Genomic DNA, 23,812 nt, shown 5'->3' on the forward strand with positions numbered 1-23,812 from the left:
GAAATGATGGCAAAAGCCCCGACCACGGTATCGTTGATACGACGCTCGATCGTCGCCGCCGCACTGCTCGGTGCCGCGACGACCCCCATGCCGGCGGCTGCGCAACGCATCGATCGCCATGCGCTGGTCAGCCGGCACGACCCGCGTTTCACGACGCTCGATCCGCACGCGCCGGTGATGCTCGGCAACGGCGAACTCGGCTTCACCGCCGACATCACCGGGCTGCAGACCTTCGCCGATCGGTATTCGTCGATGGCGCCGTTGCTGACGATGTCGCAAAGAGTGTGGCACAGCTTCCCCAATCCGCGCGGCTATACCGAGAAGGACGGGCTGCAGATGGTCGCGGTGCCCGGCCGCGGGGCGCAACCCTATGCCTATATGAAGTCGTGGGCCGACGGCGACGCCAACCCGGCGTTCGGCTGGCTGCGCGCCAACCCGCACCGCATCTCGCTCGCCCGGCTTTCGCTCGTCTCGGGCGGCAGCGCGGTGCGGTTCGCCGACATCGCGGCGACCGACCAGCGGCTCGACATGTGGACCGGCACGCTGACCAGCCGCTTCACCTATCGCGGCGTGGCCGTAACGGTGGTAACGCGCGTCATCTCGGGCCGCGATGCCGTCGCGGTCGAGATCACGTCGCCGCTCGTCGCGCGCGGCGAGCTGGGACTGGCGGTCGGCTATCCGGGCGTCGCGCCCGCGATCAACCCGGATCCGTCGAGCTGGACGCCGCGCGCGGGCGAGGCGACGCGCATCGTGTCGCGCGCGCCGGGCGCGTGGCGGATCGAACGCACGCTCGACGCCACGCGCTACTGGTCGACGATCGCCGCGAACGGCACCGTTTCGACCGCGACCGACGGCCGGTTCCTGGTCCAGGGGGATAAGGCCCAGTCGCTCCGCGCGATCGTCACCTTCGACCAGACCGCGGACGCGCCCGCGGCCCCCGCCTTCGACACCGTGGCCGCAGCCGTCGCGGCGCAGTGGCGGTCGTTCTGGAGCGACGGCGCCGCGGTCGACTTCACGGGCAGCACCGATCCGCGTGCGCCCGAACTCGAACGCCGCGTCGTGCTGTCGCAATATCTGTCCGCGATCAACGGCGCGGGCAGCCTGCCGCCGCAGGAGGAGGGGCTGTTCTCGAACAGCTGGTTCGGCAAGTTCCACCTCGAAATGCATCCCTGGCACCAGGCCTGGCAGGCGCTCTGGGGTCACCCCGCGCTGCTCGAACGCAGCCTCGCCTGGTACATTCGCACGCTGCCCGCCGCGCGCGCGGAGGCGGCGCGGCACAGGGTCACCGGGGCCTGGTGGCCCAAGATGGTCGGACCCGAAGGGCGCAACAGCCCGAGCCTGATCTCGCCCTTCCTGATGTGGCAGCAACCACACCCGATCCTGCTCGCCGAACTGACCTGGCGCGCGCGGCGCGATCCCGCCGTGCTCGAACGCTACGGCGAGATCGTCGAACAGACCGCGACATTGCTCGCCAGTTGGCCGCTCGACCGGAACGGCCGGCTCGATCTCGGCCCGCCGATCATTCCTGCGCAGGAGAATTACGACCCGCTGACGACGCGCAACCCGACCTTCGAGGTCGAATATTTCCGCTGGGCGATCGGCGTGGCGCAAGACTGGCGCGAACGCCGCGGGCTCGCGCGGCGCGCCGACTGGGATCGCGCGATCGCCCGGATCGCCCCGCCGGCGATGCGCGACGGAGTGTACCTTCCCGCCGAATCGGTGCCGGATTTCTGGAAGACGGCGGCCTCCGACCTGTGTCGCGGCCATGCCGACGCACCGTCCTGCGCCAACCGCGACCACCCGTCCTTCCTGATGGCGTACGGCTTCATCCCGGGCGCACGGATCGATCCCGCAGCGATGCGGCGCACCTTCGAGGCGATGGAGCGCAACTGGGACGTCCGCCAGACCTGGGGCTGGGACTTCCCGATGATCGCGATGACCGCGGCGCGGCTCGGCGAGCGTGACAAGGCGGTCGACTGGCTGTTCGCCGACCGCAAGAACAACCAATGGGGTCCGACCGGCATGACCCCGCGCGTCCATGTCGAGGCGCACGCCGCCGAGCTCGTCCCGAAGTCGGCGGGGGCAGGGGGAGCCGCGCTCGCGGCCAATCCCGACGGGCCGGGCTATGCGCGCGCGGCGGAGACCTATTTCCCGTCCAACGGCGCGCTGCTGTTCGCGGTCGGGATGATGGCGGGCGGCTGGGACGGCTCGACCGGATCCGCGCCGGGGTTCCCGGCAAAGGGCTGGCGCGTCCGGTCCGAAGGCCTGGCGCCGACCCCATGATCACGGACCTGCACCCCTCCCGCCGCGATCTTCTCGGCGCGGCCGCGATGGGCGTCGCCGCGGCGGCATCGCCCGCCCGGTCGGCAGCCGCGGCGGCAGCGGCCGTCGCACCCGCACCGCGCGCGTGGACCGACCCCGCGACCGGGCATCGCATCGTCCGGCTCTCGGACGATGGCGGCGGCAGCAAGCTCTATTTCTACCGCAACAGCTTCACGCCGCAGGGCGACCTGATGGTGATGTCGACGCCCGCCGGTATCGTCGCGGTCGACATGAAGACGCACGCGCTGACGCCCTTGGTCCGCGACCCGCGTGCCGACCTGCTCTTCACCGGGCAGCGCACGCGGACCGTCTATTACAGCATATCCGACCCCGGCGACGGCGCGCCGACCGATCGTCCGCGCGACATCTTCGCGCTCGATATCGACACCCGCCGCAGCCGCCGGATCGCGCGGCTGGCGCAGGGGCAGGTCGGATCGATCAACGCCGACGAGACGCTGCTGGTCGGCACCGTCGCCTATGGCGACACGCCGCTGCAGCCGGACGTCCCCGATCCGCGCAACCGACGCTTCGGCCAGGCGGAATATGCCGCCAACGGCCCCGATGGCCGCCCGCTGAACTTCGCCAAGGCCAAGGGCGTGCGGATGCTGCAGCGCTGGGCGGCGCGCGTGCCGATGGAGCTGTTCGTCATCGACATCGCCACCGGCCAGCGCCGCATCGTCCACAAGGCGACCGACTGGCTCAACCATCCGCAATTCTCGCCGACCGATCCCGGCCAGATCATCTTCTCGCACGAGGGGCCCTGGCACCGCGTCACGCGCATGTGGCGGATCCGCACCGACGGAAGCGGCCTCGCGCCGCTGCACACGCGGACGATGAACATGGAGATCTGGGGCCACGAATTCTTCGCGCCCGACGGCCGCACGGTCTGGTACGACCTGCAGACCCCGCGCGGCCAGGTGTTCTGGGTCGCGGGCATCGATCTCGCCAGCGGCCGGCGGCTCAGGCGCCGTGTCGACAGGAACGACTGGTCGGTCCATTTCACCGTGTCGCCCGATGGCCGGACCTTCGCGGGCGACGGCGGCGACGCCGACATGGTCGCGCATGCGCCCGACGGCAAATGGCTCGTGCTGCTGCGTCCCGAACCCGTCGTCGACGGCGATACCGCGGTCTACGATCCCGACCTCGTCACCCCAGAATATCTACGCCCGCAGCGCCTCGTCGACCTGCGCGCGCATGATTACCGGCTCGAACCCAACCTCGTCTTCACGCCCGATGGCCGGCACATCGTGTTCGGGTCGAACATGCACGGCACCAACCATGTCTACATGGTCGACATCGACGCGCCTCAGCCCGGCATCCGCTCGCGCAAGGCCTGATAGCGCTCGAAGCTCTTCTGCATGTGCCGCCGCGCCGCGCTTCGCGCGCGCGCGGGGTCCTGCGCCTCGATCGCGCGGTAGATCGCCTGGTGGTCGCGGTTGATCGTCCGCGCATAGGCCCGGTGCGCTGCGGGGTCGTCGGTCTGCAGGTACAGCCGCCGCGACGGCACCAGCCGAACGCCGAGGAAATCGGTGAAGCGCTGGAAATAGTCGTTCTTCGACGCCCGCGCGATCGCGGCATGGAAAGCGGCGTCTGCGGCGACCGACTCCGTCATGTCGTGGCTGTCCTCCATCGCGTCAAGCGCCGCGCGCATCGCCGTCAGGTCGGCATCGGTCCGGCGTTCCGCGGCCAGCGACGACATCTCGGTCTCGAACCCGACGCGCATCTCGAGCAGCCGCAACACGTCCTCGATCGCACCCAGTTCGTCCGGGGTCACCTGGAACGCCTGGTACCGCGCATTGTCCGCGACATAGGCGCCCGACCCGCGCCGCGACTGCAACAGGCCCCGCGCCGCCAGCCGCGCGAACGCCTCGCGGACCACGGTGCGGCTGACCGCATAGTCGAGCGTGATCGTCTTCTCGGTGGGGAAGCGCGCGCCGGGCGCCAGCGTGCCGTTCTCGATCTGCATCGCGAAGAGCCGCACGAGATCGTCGGCCAGGGATGCAGCTTTGGTCAGCGCCATGGCACGAATTATACCACGCCCGCGGCAATGTCAGATGAATTCCGTGTTCGGTTGCACGCGGCCCCGATACGCCGGCCGGCGGTCGCGCTACGCCGTCTCCAACAACCGCTCGGCCTGCGCGCGCGCCTCGTCGGTGATCGACGCGCCCGACAGCATCCGCGCGATTTCCTCGCGCCGTTCCGCTTCGCTGAGCGTCCGGACCCCGGTCCGCGTGACGATGCCGTCGTTGCTCTTGGCGATCAGCAGATGCTCGGCACCGCGCGCCGCGACCTGCGGGCTGTGCGTCACCACCAGCAGCTGCGTCGTCCGCGCCAGCCGCGCGAGCCGTTCGCCGATCGCGCTTGCCACCGCGCCGCCGACGCCGCGGTCGATCTCGTCGAACACCATCGTCGACGCGCCGCCCTCCTCCGCCAGCGCCACCTTCAGCGCGAGGATGAAGCGCGACAATTCACCACCGCTCGCGATCTTGGTCAGCCCTGCGAACGGCGCGCCCGGGTTGGTCGAGATCTCGAACTCGACCCGGTCCTTGCCCGCCGCCGACCACTCCTCGGTCTCCGCGACCACGGTCCGGAACCGCGCGGCGTCGAGCTTCAACGGCGCCAGCTCGCCCGCCACCGCCGCGTCGAGCTTCGCCGCCGCCGCCAGCCGCCGGGTCGTTAGCGCCGCCGCCGCCGCGTCGAAATCCTTCTGCGCCTCTTTCACGCGCGTCTCGAGCACCAGCACGCCGCCTTCGCCCGCATCGAGCCGCTCGAGCCTGGCACGCATTTCGTCCGCCAGCGCTGCCAGCTCGTCGGGTTGCACGCGGTGTTTCCGGGCCATCGCCCGCAGCTCGAACAGCCGCGCCTCGTCATCCTCCAGCGCGCGCGGATCATAGGACAGTGCCGCGCGGGCATCGCGCAGATGCTCTTCTGCCAGCGCACCTTCGATCACTACACGGTCGATCGCGGCCAGCGCCTCGCCGAGCGCGGCATGATCGCCTGCGATCCGTTCCAGCACGCGCGCCGCCTGGCGCAGCTTCGCCAGCCCGCCGTCCGACCCGTCCAGATACTCGTCGATCGCGGCCAGGTCGTCGGCGATCTTCTCCGCGCGCTGCATCGACCGCCGCGTCTCGGCGAGCGTCTCCTCTTCGCCCGGCTGCGGGCTGAGCGTCGTCAGCTCGCCGACCGTGTGTTCCAGCCATTCGCGATCGCGCGCCGCGGTCTCGATCTCCGCACGCGCCGCGGCAAGCTCGGCTTCCGCCGCGCGCAACACGCCCCAGGCGCGCGATACCGCCCCTGGCTCGGTCCGCCCGAAAATGTCGAGCAGTGCGCGGTGTCCGCGCGGATTGAGCAACCCGCGCTCGTCATGCTGGCCGTGGATCTCGACCAGATGGGGCGCCATCTCGCGCAGCAGCCCGGCGGACGCCGGCTGATTGTTGACGAACCCGCGGCTGCCGCCATCGGCCTTGACGATCCGGCGGATGATCAGCGGTTCGCCCGGTTCGATCTCGAGCGCGTTGTCGTCGAGCAACGCGGTCAGCGGCGCATCCGGGGCAGGGGGATCGAACGTCGCGGTGACCACGGCCTGCGTCGCGCCGTGCCGCACCAGCCCCGAATCGCCGCGCGCGCCCAGCGCCAGTCCCAGCGCGTCGAGCAGGATCGACTTGCCCGCCCCGGTCTCGCCGGTCAGCACGCCGAGCCCGTCGCCGAACCCCAGGTCCAGCGCCTCGATCAACACCACGTCGCGAATGGAGAGTTCGGTCAGCATCGTGACGCCGCCATAGACGAACACGGAGGATAAGTGATCCCCCTATGTTCCATGTTGCCGAAATCCTCCCCCGCCAGGGGGAGGTGGCGCCGAAGGCGTCGGAGGGGGCGGTAGACGACGCCCTCTGCAACGATGCTCCGCGCGTCCGCCCCCTCCGTCACGCTATGCGTGCCACCTCCCCCTGGCGGGGGAGGATCGAGAGCTGGATCGTTCGGGCGGAAGGTCGCCCGCGTCTGCAGTCGTGACGGAAAGGATCAGATCCCCGGACCCGTGTTCGACGGCTGCCCGCCCGACCCGACCGGGTTCCCGCGCGGCGCGGGACCCGCGGGTCCGGCCGGCGTCGAGGTCGGCTCGTCGAGCTCGACCGAGACCGACGGCGTTCCCTTGGTCCCGACGGGGACGACCGGCTCGCCCGGCTTCAGCGGCGCGACGGGCTTGGCGGGGTGCTTCTCCAGCAGCTCATAGGCGTGCTTGTACCAGTCGGTACCCGGATAGTTGCGACCCAGCACCGCCGCCGACTTCTCGGCTTCGACCGGCACGCCGAGCGCCAGATAGGTCTCGGTCAGGCGCATCAGCGCCTCGGGGGTGTGCGTGGTCTGCTGATACTGGTCGATCACCGTGCGGTAGCGGCCCGATGCCGCGAGCCACTGGCGCCGCGTCTCGTAGAAGCGACCGATCTCCATCTCCTTGCCCGCGAGATGGTCGTTGACCAGATCGATCTTCAGCCGCGCATCCGACGCGTAGCGCGTGTTCGGATAGCGCCGCATCAGCTCGCCCAGCGCATCGAGCGCCTGGCGCGTGATCTTCTGGTCGCGCGTGACGTCGGTGATTTGCTCGTAATAGCCGAGCGCGATCAGGTAATAGGCATAGGGCGCGTCACGGTTGCCCGGGTGCACGGCCAGGAAGCGCTGCGCCGACGAGATCGACGCGGTGTAGTCCTTGCCGAGATAATAGCTGAACGCGCTCATGATCTGCGCGCGGCGGGCCCAGATCGAATAGGGATGCTGGCGCTCGACCTCGTCGAACAGCTGGGCTGCTTCCTTGTACCGCCCCTGGTCGAGTCGGTTCTTCGCAGTCGAGTAGAGCGTCCCCACGTCGCGGGCGACATAGGGCAGGTCGCCCTTCGTACGCGAGCTCGCGCAACCGGCGACGGGGAGCGCAAGCGCGGCGAGGAGCGTGACGACAAGCGCACGAGGCAACTTTGCACGAGACTGGGGGATACGCATCGACAGGTTCCATAGCGTATGCCGCGCCACGCGAACAATCCCTTTCGGCGGCCCTTCCGGCGGGGCTTCACGCCGGGTGGATCGCGGGGCAAAGTCCGTGCGTTGACGCGTCTCGTCATACTGCAAGAAGGACTACCATGCCCGCCACTCTGCTCCACACGCACCGCGTCGAAAAGCCCTGGGGGCGGAGCACCTTGTGGCCCGGCTTCGACGATCCCGCGCCGGGCTCGCCGAAGATCGGCGAAGTCTGGTTCCAGGAACCCGGCGACACCACGCCCGACCTGCTGATCAAATATCTCTTCACCAGCGAGAAGCTGTCGGTGCAGGTCCATCCGAACGACGAACAGGCGCATGCACGCGGCCTGCCGCGCGGCAAGGACGAGTGCTGGACCGTGCTCGCCGCCGAACCGACCTCGACCATCGCGGTCGGCACCAAGGCGCCGATCGCGAAGGACGAGCTACGGGCGTCGGCGATCGACGGCACGATCGAGGACAAGCTCGACTGGAAGCCGGTCGAGGCCGGCGACTTCATGTACTGCGCGTCCGACACGATCCACGCGATCGGCGGCGGGCTCACCGTGATCGAGGTGCAGCAGAATTCGGAGACCACCTACCGGCTCTACGATTACGGCAGCGACCGCGAGCTGCACCTCGACGACGGCATCGATGTCGCCGATCCCACGCCGTACGTGCCGGTCGCCCCGCCGCTCGAGATCGAGACCGGCCGCACGATCATGGTCGAGGGCCCGAAATTCGTCCTCGAACGCTGGAAGGGCGGCGAGCATGTCGTCAACCTGCCCGAGGGGAAGACCGGCTGGGTGATTCCGATCACCGGCTCCGGCTCGGTCGCCGACGTCGCGTTCAAGGCGGGGGAGTGCGTGACCGTCACGGGCAGCGAATCGATCGAGACCAGCGCCGACGCGGACGTGCTGTTCGCCTATCCGGGTACGAAGCGGATCTGACCCATGATCCTCCCCCGCCAGGGGGAGGTGGCAGGCGTAGCCTGACGGAGGGGGCGGAACGGGTAACAGAGGTTCCGTATCCGCCCCCTCCGTCACCTTCGGTGACACCTCCCCCTGGCGGGGGAGGATAGGCACGCGTCGCGCCGCAGATCAGATCCACCACCCCAGCTTAACCATTCCCCGCTACACCCCCGGCATGCTCCGCGTCCTGACCCTCTCCACGCTCTTTCCCGACGCCACGCGCCGTAACTTCGGTGTCTTTGTCGAACGCCAGACGCTCGGCCTTGCCGCGCACCCGGATGTCGAGCTCGAGGTCGTGGCCCCGGTCGGCCTGCTTCCCGGCCCGCTCCGCTACCTCCCTGGGCGTTCCGCGCTGGCGGCGCTTCCCGGGCGCGAGACCTGGAAGGGCGTCGACGTCCACCGCCCACGCTTCACCGCCTGGCCGATGACCGGCGGCCGCCACCACGCGCGCAGCCTCGAACGCGCCCTCGTCCCCGTCCTCGACCGCATCCGCGAGCGCTTCGCGTTCGACGTCATCGACGCCTCGTTCTTCTACCCCGACGGCCCCGCGGCGGTCGCGCTCGGACGTCGCTACGGCGTTCCCGTCTCGATCAAGGCGCGCGGCGCCGACATTCATCACTGGGGCGCCAACCCTGCCACCGCCGCACAGGTCCGCGCGGCGGGGCAGGGGGCCGCCGGGCTCCTCGCGGTCGGCGACGCGATGAAGCGCGACATGATCGCGCTCGGCATGCCCGCCGACCGCATCCGCGTCCACGCGACCGGGGTAGACCAGGACCGCTTCGCCCCCGTCGACCGCGGCCGCGCCAAGACGTTGCTCGGCATCCACGGCCCGCTGGTGGTGTCGCTCGGCGCGCTGATCCCGCGCAAGGGCCATGATATCGTGATCGAGGCGGTCGCGGCCCTCCCCGGCGTGTCTCTGCGGATCGCCGGCGCCGGCCCCGATCAGGCGCGTCTCGAAGCGCTCGTCGCGCGGACCGGCGCCGCCGACCGCATCCGCCTGCTCGGCAGCGTGCCGCATGCCGACATTCCCGACCTGATCGCCGCGGCCGACGTCATGGCGCTCGCCTCGTCGTCGGAGGGGCTTGCCAATGCCTGGGTCGAATCGCTCGCCTGCGGCACGCCGATCGTCATCACCGATGCCGGCGGCGCGGGCGAGGTGGTGACCGGTCCCGATGCCGGTCGCATCGCGGCACGGACGCCCGAGGCCTTTGCTGCCGCGATCACCGACCTGCTGGCGTGTCCGCCGTCACAGGCGGCGACCCGCGCAACTGCCGCCCGCTTCACCTGGGAAGCGAACACGGACGCGCTCTACGCGCATCTGTCAGAACTGCGATAATCCTCCCCCGCCAGGGGGGGGGGGCGCCGAAGGCGTCGGAGGGGGCGGGCACGGAACGGGCGGTATCGTTTCCGCCCCCTCCGTCAGGCTGCGCCTGCCACCTCCCCCTGGCGGGGGAGGATCAGCCTACTCCGCGAACGGGTAGAGCGCGCCCGCGACCCAGCGGCCTTCGCCGCGCAGCACGCTCCACGCGCGCGCCGCGGCGCGGCTGTCCATCGCCTCGATGCCGAGCCCGCGCGCCTCCATCGCCTTGCGGAACGCGAGCGGCGGATGCCGCAGCGTCGCGCCGGTGCCGAGCAGGAGGAATTCCGGCGCCGGGTCGAGCGCGAACAGCGCTGCCACGTCCGCCTCGCCCAGCGCCTCGAAGGCCGGTGGCTCCCATCCGTCTGCGCGCTCGGGCGTGATCAGCAGCGCGCGGTAATAGCCGTCGTCGACCTTGAACCCGTGGCGACCGAACGCCGAGATCATCGGCCCATCGGTCTTCTCGCGGTCCATTCTCACGCGAAGGGGCTCATGCGAGGCGTCATGCGCGCGGCGTCTTCGGTCCCACGCGCTCCGCACCATCGGCGGCATTCGCCTTGCCCGGGGTCGGCTCGGCGCGCAGCCCCAGTGTGATCAGCAGCGACGACGACACGTAGATCGACGAATAGGTGCCGACCACGATGCCGAGGATCATCGCTGCGGTGAAGCCGCGCAGCACATGGCCGCCCAGCACCAGCATCGCGACCAGCGCCAGCAGGATCGTCACAGACGTCATCACGGTTCGGGGAAGGGTCTCGTTCACCGACAGGTCGATGATCTCGCGCATGTCCATCTTGCGGTACCGGCGCATGTTCTCGCGGATGCGGTCGTCGATCACGATCTTGTCGTTGATCGAATAGGAGATGATGGTCAGCACCGCCGCGACGATGTTGAGGTCGAACTCGAACCCCGTCAGAGCGAAGAAGCCCAGCGTCATCAGCAGGTCGTGGACGATCGCGACGACCGTCGACACGCCGAACTGCCATTCGAACCGCACGACGGCGAACAGCGCGATGCCGAGGATCGCAAGGCCGACCGCGAGCAGTCCCTTGCTGATCAGCTCGTCCGAGACTTTCCCGGAAATCGTGTCGTATTTCGAGAAGGTCGCGCCCGGGAATTTCACCGCCAGGTCGTCCGACACCTTCTTGACCAGCCGGTTCGTCGCGCCCTCGTCGCCGCCCTCGGGCAGCGGCAGGCGGATCGACAGCGTCTTGGGGTCGCTGAACGACTGGATCGCCGCCTCGCCGACGCCGAGCCGGTCGACTTCGCTGCGGACCGCGTCGATCGACGGCGGCGTCGCGAACTTCTCCTCGATCAGCACGCCGCCGACGAAATCGACGCCCATGTTGAGGCCCTTCGTAACGACGAGTCCGACCGCGATCAGCGACAGTGCGAGCGTCAGCCCGAACGCCCATTTGCGCAGGGCGACGAACTTCAGGTTGGTGTTGTCGGGTACGAGTTTCAGCAGGCGCATGATGGTGTCTCCCGCCTCAAATATTGATCGTGGTGGGACGGTTCTTGCGCAACCACAAGGCGACCAGCATCCGCGTGAACAGAACGGCGGTGAACACGCTCGTGCAGATACCGATCAGCAGCACGACCGCAAAGCCCTTCACCGGCCCCGAGCCCAGCAACAGCATGATCACGCCGGTGATCGCATGCGTCACGTTGGCCTCGAAGATCGTACGCGACGCTTCCTTGTAGCCGAGCTCGACCGACTGCAGCACGCTGCGCCCGCGACGGCGTTCCTCGCGGATACGCTCGTTGATCAGCACGTTGGCGTCCACTGCGGTACCGATCGTCAGCACGAACCCGGCGATGCCGGGCAGCGTCAGCGTCGCGTTGAGCATCGCCATCACGGCGACGATCACCAGGATGTTGATGACCACGGCGAGGTTCGCATAGACGCCGAACCGGCCATAGGTGACCAGCATGAACACGATCACCGCGACCGCGGCGATCACGCTCGCCAGCACGCCGGCGCGGATCGAATCCTTGCCGAGGTCGGGACTGACCGTGCTTTCGGCGATCACCTTCAGGTTGACCGGCAGCTTGCCCGACCGAAGCGCGATCGCGAGGTCGTTCGCGGTCTGGACGGTGTAGCTGCCCGAGATCGACGCGCGCCCGCCCAGGATGGGCTCGTTGATGTTGGCGACCGAGATCACCTTGTTGTCGATCACGATCGCGAACGGCTTGTTGACGTTCTCGGTCGTGACCTTGGCAAAGCGCCGACCGCCGACCGCGTCGAACGTGATCGCGATCTGCGGCGCGTTGGTCTGCTGGTCGAATTCCTGCCGGGCGTCCGCGAGCTGGTCGCCCGAAATGACGACCGAGCGCTTCAGCGCCACGGCACCGCGCGGGTCGCCCGGATAGGGCAGGACCTGGCTGCCGATCGGCGCGATGCCCTTGGCCACGTCGGCGGGGTTCGCGCTTTCGTCGACCAGCTTGAATTCGAGCTTGGCGGTCTTGCCGATCAGGTCCTTCAGCGCCTGCGGGTTCTGCAGGCCCGGCACCTGGACGACGATTCGCGTCGCGCCCTGGCGGATGATCGTCGGCTCCTTGGTGCCGAGCTCGTCGATGCGCCGGCGCACGACCTCGGTCGCGTCCTTCATCGCGGTGTCGACCGCCTGGGCGAGACCCGCCTCGGTCGGCTTCAGGATGAACCGGCTGGTGTCGACGACCGAGATATCCCATTCGCGCTGGCCGCTCATCCCGGCGCCACCGCCGGTGATCGCCAGCAAGCGCTCGCGCGCCGCATCGACCTGGCTCGGATCACGCAGCAGGAACGACAGCTGGCCGTTCCGCGACGAGATGTCGCCGATGTCGATCCGCGGCGTGCCGTTGCGCATCGTCCCCGCGACGCTGTCGCGCATCACCTCGAGCCGCGAATTGGCGAGGTCGGCGGTGTCCGCCTCGAGCAGCAGGTAGCTGCCACCCGCCAGGTCGAGCCCGAGGTTGATCCGCGGATGCGGGATCGCGCCCCACTTGCTGGTGGTCGATTCGGGGAAGAAGCTCGGGATCGCAAGCGCGCAGAGCACGGCCAGCAGGCCGATGATCGACGCGACCTTCCAGCGCGGGAAATCCAGCATCAGTCGTTGGCCGGCTTCGTGTTGGGGCTCGTGATGTCGGTCAGCGTCGCCTTGACGACGCGCACGCGCGTGTTCGGTGCGATCTCGACCTCGACGAACGCGTCCTCGACCTTGGTCACCTTGCCGACGATGCCGCCCGCGGTGACGACGCTGTCGTTCTTCTTCACCGCTGCGACCGAGGCCTGCAGCGCCTTCATCCGCTTTTGCTGCGGGCGGATCATCAGGAAGTAGAACACGACGAAGACGAGGAACAGCGGCGCGAGGCTCAGGAACGACGCGATCCCGCCCCCGGCTGCTCCCCCTGCTGCTGACGCGCCGTCGGTGACCTGGGCATAGGCTTGTGAGATGAACATGGCGTTCCGTATCTGAAGGACGTGGGCTCTGACGGGCCATCAACGGCCCGCGCTCGCATGGGCCGCCCGCTATCACCGCACGGCCCCGCGTGCAACTGACGGGGTTGGCCGACGCAAATCCTCCCCCGCCAGGGGGAGGTGGCACGCGCAGCGTGACGGAGGGGGCGGAAAGTGTGACGTCCGTTCCGTGTCCGCCCCCTCCGTCGCCTTCGGCGCCACCTCCCCCTGGCGGGGGAGGATGACCTTCACGCATCCATCGCTTGCATATCCGCCAACACCCGTTTAGGGCGCGCGGCTCGGTCGGGGCGTAGCGCAGCCTGGTAGCGCATCACACTGGGGGTGTGGGGGTCGCAGGTTCGAATCCTGTCGCCCCGACCAAAATCAATAGATCGGCATCACGGGATAGACCCGGGACTCGGGGTAACGGGCCCGGTCATCAATCCGTCACTCGGCCTGATGCGCCGTCACCCCAGCGAAGGCTGGGGTCTCCCGGTTCGGGCCACGGCATCCGCTAATGGAAAGGCCCCAGCCCGCGCTGGGGTGACGCCAAGTTTTCCGTTCGCCCTGAGCGAAGTCGAAGGGCATGCCCCAGGCGGAGGTGCTCCGACGGCGCTCAGCACGAACGGATATAGACGGACCGCACCCGACGAGCCGCCGCTCGCCGCCGCCCCTCAATCCCGCATCAGCAACCATACCTTCGGCCCGCCCGTCGGCTTCGCCACGCCGTCCAGCCGCCGCGCGCTGATCAGCCTGACCTTGCGCAGGATCATCTGCCCCTTGAACGCATCCATCCCGCCGCCGCTCGGCTCGGCGAGGATCCGCTTCACGGTGTCGCGCCCGGCGATCAGGTGCCCGAACGCGGCATAGCCCGGAAATCCCGGCCGCGCGTCCATCTGCGGTGCGGGGCCGATCGTGATCACGAAATTGCCCCCCGCCGAATCGGGGTTCGCCGCGCGCGCCATCGACACCGTCGCGTCGAGATGGCGGATCCCGGTCATCGCCGTCGTCTCGAGCGGGAAGGGCGGCAGGATCCGTCGCGCGTCGGTCTGGATCCCGCCCTGGATGAACCCCGATTTCGGATCCTTCTTGCTGCGCGCCGCGCGGTAGAAGCTGGTCCCGTCGAACCGCCCGTCATCGACATAGGCGAGAAAGTTCGCCGCGGTCTTGGGCGCGCGCTTCGTATCGATCGCGAGCAGCATCGCGCCGTCGGAGGTCACGATCTTCACCCGGACGATTCCGGGCCTCGGTCCCGGGATAGGCTGCGCGAGGACGGGAGTGGCGACGAGCGTCGCGAGCGACAGGAAGGGGAGGAACCGCATCGCCGCGCGCTAGCCTCGCACCCCGCCGCGCGCAACCGCACGAAAAAGCCGCTGTCCTACAGCGAACCTATATGGTTCACATGCCGTTCCAGCATCCGGGGGCAAGGCGATGGACATCGACGACCTGATCGACGGCGCGATCGACCGCGAGGGCGGTTTCGTGGACCACCCCGCCGACCGCGGCGGCGCGACCAACTGGGGCATCACGCAGGCGGTCGCGCGCGCCAACGGCTATGCCGGCGCGATGCGCGCCCTGCCGCGTGCGACCGCGGCCGCGATCTATCGTCGGCTCTACTGGCTGAAGCCCGGTTTCGATGCCGTGGCACAGCGGGCGCCGACGATCGCCGCCGAGCTGTTCGACACCGGCATCAACATGGGGCCCGCGGTCGCGACCGGGTTCCTGCAGCGCGCGCTCAACGCGCTCAACCGCGGCGCCACCGACTATCCCGACATCGTGCTCGACGGCGTCGTCGGCCCGCGCCTGCTCACCGCGCTCGACGCCTTCCTCGCGCGGCGCGGGCCGGGGGCGGAGGGGGTGCTGCTCAAGGCGATCGAGGCACTCCAGGGCGAACGCTATCTCGCGCTCGCCGAACGTCGCCCGGCGAACGAGGCGTTCCTTTACGGCTGGCTCACCAACCGCATCGGATAGCGCGCCGGACCCCCGTTTCGCGGGGACGTAGCGTGAAGTTCGACAACTTCCGGCCCGTTGGAGACCGATGATGCCCAACCCGATCCTGCCCGATCCCGTCCTGCCCGACCCCTGGACCGCCCGCGCGCGGCCCGCCTTTCTCTACGTCATGTACGTGCTGCTGCTCTGGTCGATCCCGATGGGCGTGGTCGCGGCGCTCAGTCCGGCGACCGCGGCGGCGATGATCCAGGGCATGAGCGCGTATCTCAACGGCATCCCGGAACCGCTCTACGCGCTCTTCGGCACCGGCTATCTCGGCTACACGGCGGCGCGCTGCTGGGGAAAGCTGCGCGGGATGGAGTGACCCTTGCATCCTCCCCTGCAAGGGGAGGTGGCAGCCCGCAGGGCTGACGGAGGGGTGTCGCCCTATCGAGAGCGGGTCACCCCTCCGTCTGGCTGCGCCAGCCACCTCCCCTTGCAGGGGAGGATTGCACGTCGTGCCGCGCACCCTACATCCGGCCCATGAGCGAAAACAAAACGCCGGTCTGGCACGGCACGACGATCCTCTCGGTCAGGCGCAACGGCAAGGTGGTGGTGATCGGCGACGGTCAGGTCTCGATGGGCCAGACCGTCATGAAACCCAATGCGCGCAAAGTCCGGCGCCTCGGCGACGGCAGCGTGATCGGCGGCTTCGCCGGCGCGACCGCGGACGCCTTCACGCTGTTCGAGCGGCTCGAGCGGAAACTCGAGGCACACCAGGGGCAATTGCTCCGCGCCGCGGTCGAGCTCGCCAAGGACTGGCGGACCGACAAGTTCCTGCGCAACCTTGAGGCGATGATGATCGTCGCCGACAAGGACGTGACGCTGATCCTGACCGGCAATGGCGACGTGCTCGAACCCGAGGCGGGCGTCGCGGCGATCGGCTCGGGCGGCAACTATGCGCTCGCCGCGGCGCGGGCGCTGGTCGATTACGAACAGGATGCCGAGGCGATTTGCCGCAAGGCGATGGGCATCGCGTCCGAGCTCTGCGTCTACACCAACGACCGCCTGACCATCGAGACGATCGCGACCGAATAACAGATTCACCCCTCCCTGAAAGGGAGGGGCCGGGGGTGGGTCGCCACATGCGCCGCCCTTGCCTCCACCCACCCCCAACCCCTCCCTTCCAGGGAGGGGAGCAAGAAGTGACATGAACGACCAGCTCACCCCGAAAGCCATCGTCGCAGCGCTCGACGCGCACATCATCGGCCAGTCCGCCGCGAAGCGCGCGGTCGCGGTCGCGATGCGCAACCGCTGGCGTCGCCAGCAGCTCGACGAGGATCTCCGCGACGAGGTCACGCCCAAGAACATCCTGATGATCGGGCCCACCGGTTGCGGCAAGACCGAGATCAGCCGCCGCCTGGCCAAGCTCGCCGACGCACCGTTCGTGAAGGTCGAGGCGACCAAGTTCACCGAGGTCGGCTATGTCGGCCGCGACGTCGAACAGATCGCGCGCGACCTGGTCGAGGAAGCGATCCGGCTGGAGAAGGGACGCCGCCGCATCGCGGTGAAGGACAAGGCCGAGGAAGCGGCGATGGGCCGCCTGCTCGACGCGCTGGTCGGCAAGGATTCGAGCACCGCGACGCGCGAGAGCTTCAAGCAGCGCTTCCTCGACGGGCATCTCAACACCGCCGAGATCGAGATCGAGGTCGAACAGGCTCCGACCACGCCATTCGAGATCCCCGGCGGCGCGCCGCAGATGATCAATATCGGCGAGATGATGAAGTCGCTCGGCGGCGGCCAGCAACTGAAGCGGCGGAAACTGACCGTCACCGCGGCTTGGGACAAACTCGTCGAGGAGGAAGCCGACAAGCGCCTCGACCAGGACGAGGTCAGCCGCGTCGCGCTCGCGGATGCCGAGGCGAACGGCATCGTCTTCCTCGACGAGATCGACAAGATCGCGGTCTCGGACGGCCGCGGCGGCTCGGTCAGCCGCGAGGGCGTCCAGCGCGACCTGCTCCCGCTGATCGAAGGGACGACGGTCGCGACCAAATACGGGCCGATGAAGACCGATCACATCCTCTTCATCGCGAGCGGCGCGTTCCACGTCGCCAAGCCGAGCGACCTGCTGCCCGAGCTGCAGGGCCGCCTGCCGATCCGCGTCGAGCTGAAGGGGCTGACCGAAAGCGATTTCGTCGCGATCCTGTCGGACACCAAGGCGTCGCTGCCGCTCCAGTACAAGGCGCTGATCGCGACCGAGGGCGTCGACATCGTGTTCACCGAGGACGGTATCGCCGCGATCGCGCGGATCGCGGCCGAGGTGAATGCCGAGATCGAGAATATCGGCGCGCGGCGTCTGCAGACGGTAATGGAAAAGCTGCTCGAGGACGTCAGCTTCCACGCCGAGGACCGCGGCGGGTCGAGCGTCACGATCGACGGTGCCTATGTCGACAGCCAGCTCAAGGAAATCGCGCGGAACACCGACCTGAGCCGCTACGTGCTGTAACCCACCCGTCACCCTGAACTCGTTTCAGGGGCCATGTCACCACGAGCGATACCGCCCGTGGCAACGTGGATGCTGAACCAAGTTCAGCATGACGACGGGGCTACAGAACCACGGTCTTCGGCGTAGCGCCCTTGATCCCCGCGAGGATCATCGCCTCCCAGACCGCCGGATCCCCCGCCGCGGCCATCGCCTTGTCGGGCTCCCGCAGCGTCTTCAACACCGCGAGGGCATCGGGAATATAATCCGGCCACGCCGCATCGATCAGCTGCGCGGCGGACCCAGCGTCACCGCCGGCGTTGCAGCTGATCCGTTGACCGGCCAGCACGCGCGCGATGCGCTCGGCGACCGGGGTAGTGGAAACGTCCATGATCCTTCTCCTCGCGCATCTGCATAGAGCAAACGCGCGAGGGGATCATCCGATGCTTAGCGTACCGAGTTCGGGCCGGCACCGCGGGCGGGACCACGGCCGCCGCCGCCAGCCGGGCGACTGCCGCCCTGACCACCGGGACGGCCGCCGCCCTGCGAACGACCGCCGCCGCCGCCCTGGCCACCGCCCTGGCCGCCACGGCTCGCGCCGGCATAGTTGCGGCCGGTGCTGCCGGTCGCGCGCGGTGCATGCGTCGCGCGCGGACGTGCCGGATCGCGCGGACGGTCGATCCGGACCTCGGGGTCGGCGCCCATCGTCTTGACGCGCGTCGCCTTGATCTGGTTCGACAGGTTGACGAAGTCCTCGGGCAGCGGACGCACCGTGACCTTCTGGCGCGTGATCCGCTCGATGTCGCGCAGATAGGCCTTCTCGTCATCCGCGCAGAACGCGACGGCGATGCCGCTGGCGCCCGCACGCGCGGTGCGGCCGATGCGGTGGACATACTGCTCGGCGACGTTGGGCAGCTCGAAGTTGATGACGTGGCTGACGCCCGAGACGTCGATGCCGCGCGCGGCGATGTCGGTCGCGATCAGGACCTTGACCTTGCCCTGCTTGAACTCGCCGAGCGCACGCTCGCGCTGGCCCTGGCTCTTGTTGCCGTGGATCGCGTTCGAGGCGATGCCGTTGCCCGCGAGCAGCTTCACGACGCGGTCGGCGCCATGCTTGGTGCGCGTGAAGACCAGCGCGCGGTCGATCGCCGGATCGCCCAGCGTGATCGTCAGCAATGCCTGCTTCTCGGACTGGTTGCAGAAGGTGACATACTGGTCGACGCGCTCGGCGGTCGTCGCCGCAGGCTTCACCGACACCGTCTTCGGCTCGTGCAGGAACTGCGAGGCGAGGTCGCGGATCGCGGTCGGCATCGTCGCCGAGAAGAACAGCGTCTGGCGCTTCTTGGGCAGCATGCGGACGATCTTCTTCAGCGCGTGGATGAAGCCCAGGTCCATCATCTGGTCGGCTTCGTCGAGCACGAGGATCTCGATCATCGACAGGTTGCAGAAGCCCTGCTCGATCAGGTCGATCAGGCGGCCCGGCGTGGCGACGAGGATGTCGACGCCGCGGCTGAGGTCCTGGCGGTTCTTGTTGATGCTGGTGCCGCCGAACACGGTGGTCACCGACATCTTGCTGAACTGGCCGTAGGCGCGCGCGCTGTCGGCGATCTGGCTGGCGAGTTCGCGCGTCGGCGCGAGCACCAGCATGCGGCAATGCGTCGGCAGGACGCGCTTCTGGGTTTCGGTCAGGCGCTGGATCGAGGGGAGCACGAACGCGGCGGTCTTGCCGGTGCCGGTCTGCGCGATGCCGAGCAGGTCGCCGCCCTCGAGCAGGATCGGGATCGACTGCGCCTGGATCGGCGTCGGCTCGGTATAGCCCTTGGCTTCGAGCGCACGGACGAGGGGCTCGGCGAGGCCGAGGTTTGCGAATGACATATATGGTCTCTCAATAGATGCCGGGCTCGCGAATCCACGAAGCGGACGCACGAGTGGCGGTGGTGTTTTGACACCCCGCGTGAAAAGGGAAGCCCGTTGGAATCGACCGAGGCGGAGCTTGAACCGATTAAGGTCCGATCACGCTGCATGACGCCTCGATGAGCGCCAGATGCGCCCCGCCGCCCAAAATGTCAAGGTGCCGGGCGGCCAGCGCTACCGCCGCATGAGCTCCAGGTGCAGATACCGCTCGTTGAACTCCGCCGCGTCGCGCAGCGCCGGCCAGTCGACGACGTTGACCTGACGCTTGCGCCGGACGATCAGTCCGTCGGTCTCGAGCGCCTTGAGCACCCGGTTCACGTGCACCGGCGTCAGGCCCAGCGCGTCGCCCAGCTGCTCCTGCGTCATCGGTAGGTCGTACGCGCGCGTCGCCCCTACCGCCGACGTCTTCAGCCGCACGCAGAACTCGCACAGCAGATGCGCCATCCGCGTCTTCGCGTTGCGGCGGCCGATGTTGAGCAGCCACTCGCGGTGGATCGATGCCTCGACAAGTGCGTCGATCCACAGCGCCTGGTTCACCGCGGGATAGGTTTCGGCCAGGTCGCGCAGCGCCGGGATCATGATCTCCGCGACCGTGATCCGCGTCAGCGCCTGAATATCGTGGTCCGATTCCTCGATATACAGGTTCTGCACGTCGATGAACTCGCCGGGCATCAGGATCGACACGATCTCGCGCTCGCCATTGGGCGTCAGCTTCTGGCGATAGGCGAACCCGTCGACGATGAACGCGCAACGTTGCGGCCGCTGGCCTTCGCGCAGCAGATAGGTCGACGGTTCGAGCGTGCGGATCTTGATAGCAAGACTCGCGATCTTTTCGCGCGCTTCGCTGGGTAGTTCGACCCGCAATGCAAATCTTCTGACGATATGTTCAATGACGGTGGAAATGTCCACGTGGTCGCTCCGCTTCTGGGGCGGGGAGCATTAGTTTCTCACTGTCGCCATGCCTTGACTAGCGCGCCGGTGATTTCGTTACCTTATCCTACGATTGCTGATCTTAAACCAATCTATGTTGCCTCGGCCGCCGGTTTTTCTGCGCTGACGACGACGGTGAGCAGTACCGTCCTCGCTTCGTCGACCACGGTCACTTTGAATCGCGATCCATCCCAAACGAGTTCGGGATGATCGCGCAGATAGTCGCCCGCGAAGATCACGGCCTGCGCGCGCGCCTCGTCGGCGTCGGCCAGGTCCGTTCCCTCGCGGTCCTCGTCATGCTGATGGTTGTCGGAATTGAAGTAATATCGTGGCATTCGTCGCTCCCCATCACGGAAGGCTAACGATCCGGCCACGACGCCGCCCTTACCCAGATTAGAGTGTGAGGGTCATCCGTCCACAGATCGCACCAGTTCGATCGCGACCGCGGTCGCCTCGCCGCCGCCGATGCACAGCGCCGCGACGCCCTTGGTCAGTCCGCGCCGCTTCAGCGCGGCGACGATCGTCGCGATGATCCGCGCGCCGCTGGCGCCGATCGGATGACCGAGCGCAGTCGCACCGCCGTTGACGTTCAGCTTGTCGCGCGGAATGCCGAGTTCGTGCATCGCGATCATCGCAACGGTCGCGAACGCTTCGTTCACTTCGAAAAGGTCGACCTCCTCCACGCTCCATCCGGCGCGGTCGAGCACCTTGCGGATCGCCGCGACCGGCGCGGTGGTGAACTTGGCCGGTTCGTGTGCGTGCGCGGCGGTCGCCACGATCACGGCCTCCTGGGTCAGCCCGAGCTGATCCGCGACGCTCGCCCGCGTCAGCACCAGTGCCGCCGCGCCGTCCGAGATCGAGGCCGAGGTCGCCGCGGTGATCGTGCCGTCCTTCGCGAAGGCGGGGCGCAGGCCGGGGATCTTCTCGGGCCTGGCCTTGCCCGGCTGTTCGTCCTCGCTGACGACGACGTCGCCGCCGCGGGTCTTGACGGTCACGGGCACGACCTCGTCGGCAAAGCCGCCGCCCGTCACCGCGGCGTTGGCCCGCTCGAGGCTCTCGATCGCGAAGGCATCCTGCGCGTCGCGCGTGAACTGGTATTCGCCGGCGGTGTCCTCGGCGAAGGCGCCCATCGGCTTGCCCTTGTCATAGGCGTCTTCGAGGCCGTCCATCATCATCGAATCCGAGACGACGTCATGGCCGATCCGCGCGCCCGAACGGTGCTTGGCGAGCAGGAACGGCGCGTTCGTCATGCTTTCCATACCGCCCGCGACGACGACGTCGACGGTGCCCGCCATCAGCGCCTCGGCCGCCATGATCGTCGCCTGCATGCCCGATCCGCACATCTTGTTGATCGTGGTCGCCTCGACCGAGATCGGCAGGCCTGCACCGAGTGCGGCCTGCCGCGCCGGCGCCTGGCCCAGCCCCGCGGGGAGCACGCAGCCCATGTAGATCCGGTCGATCGCCGCCGGGTCGACGCCCGCGCGCTCGACCGCCGCGCGGACCGCGGTCGATCCGAGTTCGACGGCCGTGACGCCGGACAGCGCGCCTTGGAAGCCGCCCATCGGCGTACGGGCATAGCTGGCAATGATGATCGGGTCGGCGGTCATGGCATATCCTCGGGAAACCGGTCGCGCGTCTGCGTCGCGAGCCGGATGGCATTGGTGAAGCGCGGATATGGTGAATCCGGTCCGTCGGGTAAAGGCGACCGGAGAATAAGCTTCGGGTCCGACGCAGCCGACGGGGTGACGGCGCCCTCCCTTTGTTCTACTCCGGGCTGATGATCGCGCATCTCAAAGGACGTCTGGATTCCACTGGAATCGATCATGCCGTGATCGATGTCGGCGGCGTCGGCTATCTGGTCGGCGCCTCCGCGCGGACGCTCGCGGCGCTGGGGCCGATCGGCGAGGCGGCGACCGTCTTCACCGAGATGCTGGTATCGGAGGACTCGATCCGGCTGATGGGCTTTTCCAGCGGGTCGGAGCGCGACTGGTTCCGCTTGCTGACCGGCGTGCAAGGCGTCGGCGCGCGCGTCGCGCTGGCCATCCTGTCGGCGCTGGAGCCGAACGACCTCGCCCGTGCGATCGCCAGTGGCGACAAGGCGATGGTGGCCCGCGCGAACGGCGTCGGCCCGAAGCTGGCGCAGCGCATCGTCATGGAGCTCAAGGACAAGACCGGCGGCATCGCGCTGGCACCCGGGGGCGTGGCGATGGCGCCTGCCGTGGGCGCGTCGGCCGATGCGGTCTCGGCGCTACTCAACCTCGGGTTCCGCCCTGCCGAGGCGGCTAGCGCGGTCGCTGCCGCCGAAGAGGAACTGGGCACCGATGCCAGCCTCGACGCGCTGGTCCGCCTCGCGCTGCGCAAGGCCTCGAAGTGAGCGACAGTCGCATCCTCGACGCCGCGCGCCGTCCCGAGGACGTCGATGCCGCGCTCCGCCCCAAGACGCTCGACGATTTCGTCGGGCAGAAGGCCGCCCGCGAAAATCTCCGCGTGTTCATCCAGGCGGCCAAGAACCGCGGCGACGCGCTCGACCATGTGCTGTTCTTCGGCCCGCCGGGTCTCGGCAAGACCACGCTCGCGCAGATCGTCGCGCGCGAGATGGGCGTCGGCTTCCGCGCCACCTCGGGGCCGGTGATCGCGAAGCAGGGCGACCTCGCTGCGCTGCTGACCAATCTCGAGGATGGCGACGTGCTGTTCATCGACGAGATCCACCGGCTCCAGCCCGCGGTCGAGGAGGTGCTCTACCCGGCGATGGAGGATCGCGCGCTCGACCTGATGATCGGCGAGGGGCCGAGCGCGCGCAGCGTCCGTATCGACCTGCCGCGCTTCACGCTGGTCGGCGCGACGACGCGACAGGGCTTGCTGACTACGCCGCTGCGCGACCGGTTCGGCATCCCCGTGCGGCTGCAATTCTATACGGTCGAGGAACTCACGCGCGTCGTCACGCGTGCTGCGGGGCTGCTCGGCCTCGCCATCGCCCCCGACGGCGCGGTCGAGATCGCGCGGCGTGCGCGGGGTACGCCGCGCATTGCCGGTCGGCTGCTGCGCCGCGTGCGCGATTTTGCGGACGTCGCGGGGCACGCCCTCGTTGACTGCAAGGCGGCGGATGCCGCGCTGACCAGGCTCGAGGTCGATTCGCTCGGGCTCGACGCGATGGACCGGCGCTACCTGATGATGATCGCCGACATCTATCGCGGCGGCCCCGTTGGCGTGGAAACGCTCGCTGCAGGCCTCAGCGAACCGCGCGACACGATCGAGGAAGTGATCGAGCCCTATCTGATCCAGCTCGGCCTCGTCGCCCGTACCGCACGCGGGCGCTGCTTGAACGCGGGCGGCTGGAAGCATCTGGGGCTCAATCCGCCCGCCGGCGCGCAGGACGGGTTGTTCGATGCCTGAGCGTGCAAGCGCGTCGGCTTCCGACCGACCTAGCTTTTGTTGCGTGGCACCCAAGCCTTCGACCTGCTAGC

General features: G+C 68.6%; 24 protein-coding genes and 1 tRNA gene. 11 read left to right on the forward strand and 14 right to left on the reverse strand.

Annotation, left to right across the window (positions count from 1 at the left end; genetic code table 11):
• Window positions 1–6: 6 nt before the first annotated feature.
• Together FSB78_RS00815 and FSB78_RS00820 are read left to right on the forward strand one after the other, a co-directional pair.
• A complete protein-coding gene (locus tag FSB78_RS00815) occupies window positions 7–2,283 on the forward strand; it encodes a hypothetical protein (protein ID WP_242007895.1) in 2,277 nt (758 codons plus the stop codon).
• Window positions 2,280–3,659 carry an oligogalacturonate lyase family protein gene (locus FSB78_RS00820; protein ID WP_147079134.1) on the forward strand — a complete coding sequence of 460 codons (1,380 nt, stop codon included), beginning with the start codon at window positions 2,280–2,282 and terminating at the stop codon, window positions 3,657–3,659. Before FSB78_RS00815 ends, FSB78_RS00820 begins: the two co-directional genes overlap by 4 nt.
• Here the strand turns inward: FSB78_RS00820 and FSB78_RS00825 are convergent.
• The 3 genes from FSB78_RS00825 to FSB78_RS00835 form a co-directional block, all read right to left on the reverse strand.
• Window positions 3,629–4,342 carry a FadR/GntR family transcriptional regulator gene (locus FSB78_RS00825; RefSeq protein WP_147079136.1) on the reverse strand — a complete coding sequence of 238 codons (714 nt, stop codon included), beginning with the start codon at window positions 4,340–4,342 and terminating at the stop codon, window positions 3,629–3,631. The genes FSB78_RS00820 and FSB78_RS00825 overlap by 31 nt on opposite strands.
• Window positions 4,343–4,429: 87 nt before the next feature.
• Entirely contained in the window at window positions 4,430–6,088 is a 1,659-nt protein-coding gene (gene recN, locus FSB78_RS00830; RefSeq protein WP_147079138.1) for a DNA repair protein RecN, read from the reverse strand.
• 254 nt (window positions 6,089–6,342) lie between these two features.
• On the reverse strand, window positions 6,343–7,287 hold the full coding sequence (locus FSB78_RS00835) for an outer membrane protein assembly factor BamD (RefSeq protein ID WP_422396655.1): 945 nt from the start codon (window positions 7,285–7,287) through the stop codon (window positions 6,343–6,345).
• 164 nt (window positions 7,288–7,451) lie between these two features.
• On the opposite strand from FSB78_RS00835, the gene FSB78_RS00840 reads away from it, so the two are divergent.
• Window positions 7,452–8,276 carry a class I mannose-6-phosphate isomerase gene (locus FSB78_RS00840; protein ID WP_147079142.1) on the forward strand — a complete coding sequence of 275 codons (825 nt, stop codon included), beginning with the start codon at window positions 7,452–7,454 and terminating at the stop codon, window positions 8,274–8,276.
• A 196-nt stretch (window positions 8,277–8,472) separates the two neighbouring features.
• A complete protein-coding gene (locus FSB78_RS00845; protein ID WP_147079144.1) occupies window positions 8,473–9,633 on the forward strand; it encodes a glycosyltransferase in 1,161 nt (386 codons plus the stop codon).
• Window positions 9,634–9,759: 126 nt separating this feature from the next.
• Here FSB78_RS00845 and FSB78_RS00850 read toward each other — a convergent pair whose 3' ends face one another.
• Genes FSB78_RS00850 through yajC form a run of 4 tightly spaced genes read right to left on the reverse strand, consistent with a single transcriptional unit; the run spans window position 9,760 to window position 13,096 of the window.
• Window positions 9,760–10,128, reverse strand: coding sequence for an MTH938/NDUFAF3 family protein (locus FSB78_RS00850; RefSeq protein WP_147079146.1), 369 nt, complete (start codon window positions 10,126–10,128; stop codon window positions 9,760–9,762).
• 28 nt (window positions 10,129–10,156) lie between these two features.
• Entirely contained in the window at window positions 10,157–11,128 is a 972-nt protein-coding gene (gene secF / locus FSB78_RS00855) for a protein translocase subunit SecF (RefSeq protein ID WP_147079149.1), read from the reverse strand.
• 16 nt (window positions 11,129–11,144) lie between these two features.
• Window positions 11,145–12,743: a protein translocase subunit SecD gene (gene secD / locus FSB78_RS00860; protein ID WP_147079151.1), complete on the reverse strand. Its 1,599-nt coding sequence runs from the start codon at window positions 12,741–12,743 to the stop codon at window positions 11,145–11,147.
• On the reverse strand, window positions 12,743–13,096 hold the full coding sequence (gene yajC, locus FSB78_RS00865; RefSeq protein WP_147079153.1) for a preprotein translocase subunit YajC: 354 nt from the start codon (window positions 13,094–13,096) through the stop codon (window positions 12,743–12,745). The genes secD and yajC overlap by 1 nt, the downstream gene beginning before the upstream one ends.
• Window positions 13,097–13,397: 301 nt before the next feature.
• On the opposite strand from yajC, the gene FSB78_RS00870 reads away from it, so the two are divergent.
• A tRNA-Pro gene (locus tag FSB78_RS00870) sits at window positions 13,398–13,474 on the forward strand.
• A gap of 293 nt (window positions 13,475–13,767) precedes the next feature.
• Here the strand turns inward: FSB78_RS00870 and FSB78_RS00875 are convergent.
• On the reverse strand, window positions 13,768–14,415 hold the full coding sequence (locus tag FSB78_RS00875; protein WP_147079155.1) for a peptidylprolyl isomerase: 648 nt from the start codon (window positions 14,413–14,415) through the stop codon (window positions 13,768–13,770).
• A gap of 109 nt (window positions 14,416–14,524) precedes the next feature.
• On the opposite strand from FSB78_RS00875, the gene FSB78_RS00880 reads away from it, so the two are divergent.
• The 4 genes from FSB78_RS00880 (at window position 14,525) to hslU (ending at window position 17,528) form a co-directional block, all read left to right on the forward strand.
• Window positions 14,525–15,064 carry a glycoside hydrolase family 108 protein gene (locus FSB78_RS00880; RefSeq protein WP_147079157.1) on the forward strand — a complete coding sequence of 180 codons (540 nt, stop codon included), beginning with the start codon at window positions 14,525–14,527 and terminating at the stop codon, window positions 15,062–15,064.
• Window positions 15,065–15,134: 70 nt separating this feature from the next.
• Complete coding sequence (locus FSB78_RS00885; protein ID WP_422396656.1) at window positions 15,135–15,407, forward strand: 3TM-type holin; 273 nt, start codon at window positions 15,135–15,137, stop codon at window positions 15,405–15,407.
• Between the two features lie 158 nt (window positions 15,408–15,565).
• Window positions 15,566–16,120, forward strand: a complete 555-nt coding sequence (gene hslV, locus FSB78_RS00890) for an ATP-dependent protease subunit HslV (protein WP_147079160.1) — start codon at window positions 15,566–15,568, stop codon at window positions 16,118–16,120.
• A gap of 112 nt (window positions 16,121–16,232) precedes the next feature.
• A complete protein-coding gene (hslU, locus tag FSB78_RS00895; protein WP_147079162.1) occupies window positions 16,233–17,528 on the forward strand; it encodes an ATP-dependent protease ATPase subunit HslU in 1,296 nt (431 codons plus the stop codon).
• 100 nt (window positions 17,529–17,628) lie between these two features.
• Here hslU and FSB78_RS00900 read toward each other — a convergent pair whose 3' ends face one another.
• The 6 genes from FSB78_RS00900 to FSB78_RS19210 form a co-directional block, all read right to left on the reverse strand.
• Window positions 17,629–17,895 (reverse strand): hypothetical protein, encoded by a 267-nt coding sequence (locus tag FSB78_RS00900; RefSeq protein WP_147079164.1) that lies wholly within the window; start codon window positions 17,893–17,895, stop codon window positions 17,629–17,631.
• A 56-nt stretch (window positions 17,896–17,951) separates the two neighbouring features.
• Window positions 17,952–19,379: a DEAD/DEAH box helicase gene (locus FSB78_RS00905; protein WP_147079166.1), complete on the reverse strand. Its 1,428-nt coding sequence runs from the start codon at window positions 19,377–19,379 to the stop codon at window positions 17,952–17,954.
• Window positions 19,380–19,592: 213 nt separating this feature from the next.
• On the reverse strand, window positions 19,593–20,327 hold the full coding sequence (locus FSB78_RS00910; RefSeq protein ID WP_147079168.1) for a Crp/Fnr family transcriptional regulator: 735 nt from the start codon (window positions 20,325–20,327) through the stop codon (window positions 19,593–19,595).
• A 113-nt stretch (window positions 20,328–20,440) separates the two neighbouring features.
• Window positions 20,441–20,722, reverse strand: a complete 282-nt coding sequence (locus FSB78_RS00915) for a DUF6894 family protein (RefSeq protein ID WP_147079170.1) — start codon at window positions 20,720–20,722, stop codon at window positions 20,441–20,443.
• Between the two features lie 33 nt (window positions 20,723–20,755).
• Window positions 20,756–21,955: an acetyl-CoA C-acyltransferase gene (locus FSB78_RS00920; protein ID WP_147079172.1), complete on the reverse strand. Its 1,200-nt coding sequence runs from the start codon at window positions 21,953–21,955 to the stop codon at window positions 20,756–20,758.
• Window positions 21,952–22,173, reverse strand: a complete 222-nt coding sequence (locus FSB78_RS19210) for a hypothetical protein (protein ID WP_199743309.1) — start codon at window positions 22,171–22,173, stop codon at window positions 21,952–21,954. Before FSB78_RS19210 ends, FSB78_RS00920 begins: the two co-directional genes overlap by 4 nt.
• Here FSB78_RS19210 and ruvA point away from each other — a divergent pair.
• Together ruvA and ruvB are read left to right on the forward strand one after the other, a co-directional pair.
• Window positions 22,126–22,722 (forward strand): Holliday junction branch migration protein RuvA, encoded by a 597-nt coding sequence (ruvA, locus tag FSB78_RS00925; RefSeq protein ID WP_147079174.1) that lies wholly within the window; start codon window positions 22,126–22,128, stop codon window positions 22,720–22,722. The genes FSB78_RS19210 and ruvA overlap by 48 nt on opposite strands.
• On the forward strand, window positions 22,719–23,741 hold the full coding sequence (gene ruvB / locus FSB78_RS00930; protein ID WP_147079176.1) for a Holliday junction branch migration DNA helicase RuvB: 1,023 nt from the start codon (window positions 22,719–22,721) through the stop codon (window positions 23,739–23,741). Before ruvA ends, ruvB begins: the two co-directional genes overlap by 4 nt.
• Window positions 23,742–23,812: the final 71 nt, after the last annotated feature.

The sequence above is a fragment of the Sphingomonas ginsenosidivorax genome (assembly GCF_007995065.1).
Taxonomy (GTDB): domain Bacteria; phylum Pseudomonadota; class Alphaproteobacteria; order Sphingomonadales; family Sphingomonadaceae; genus Sphingomonas; species Sphingomonas ginsenosidivorax.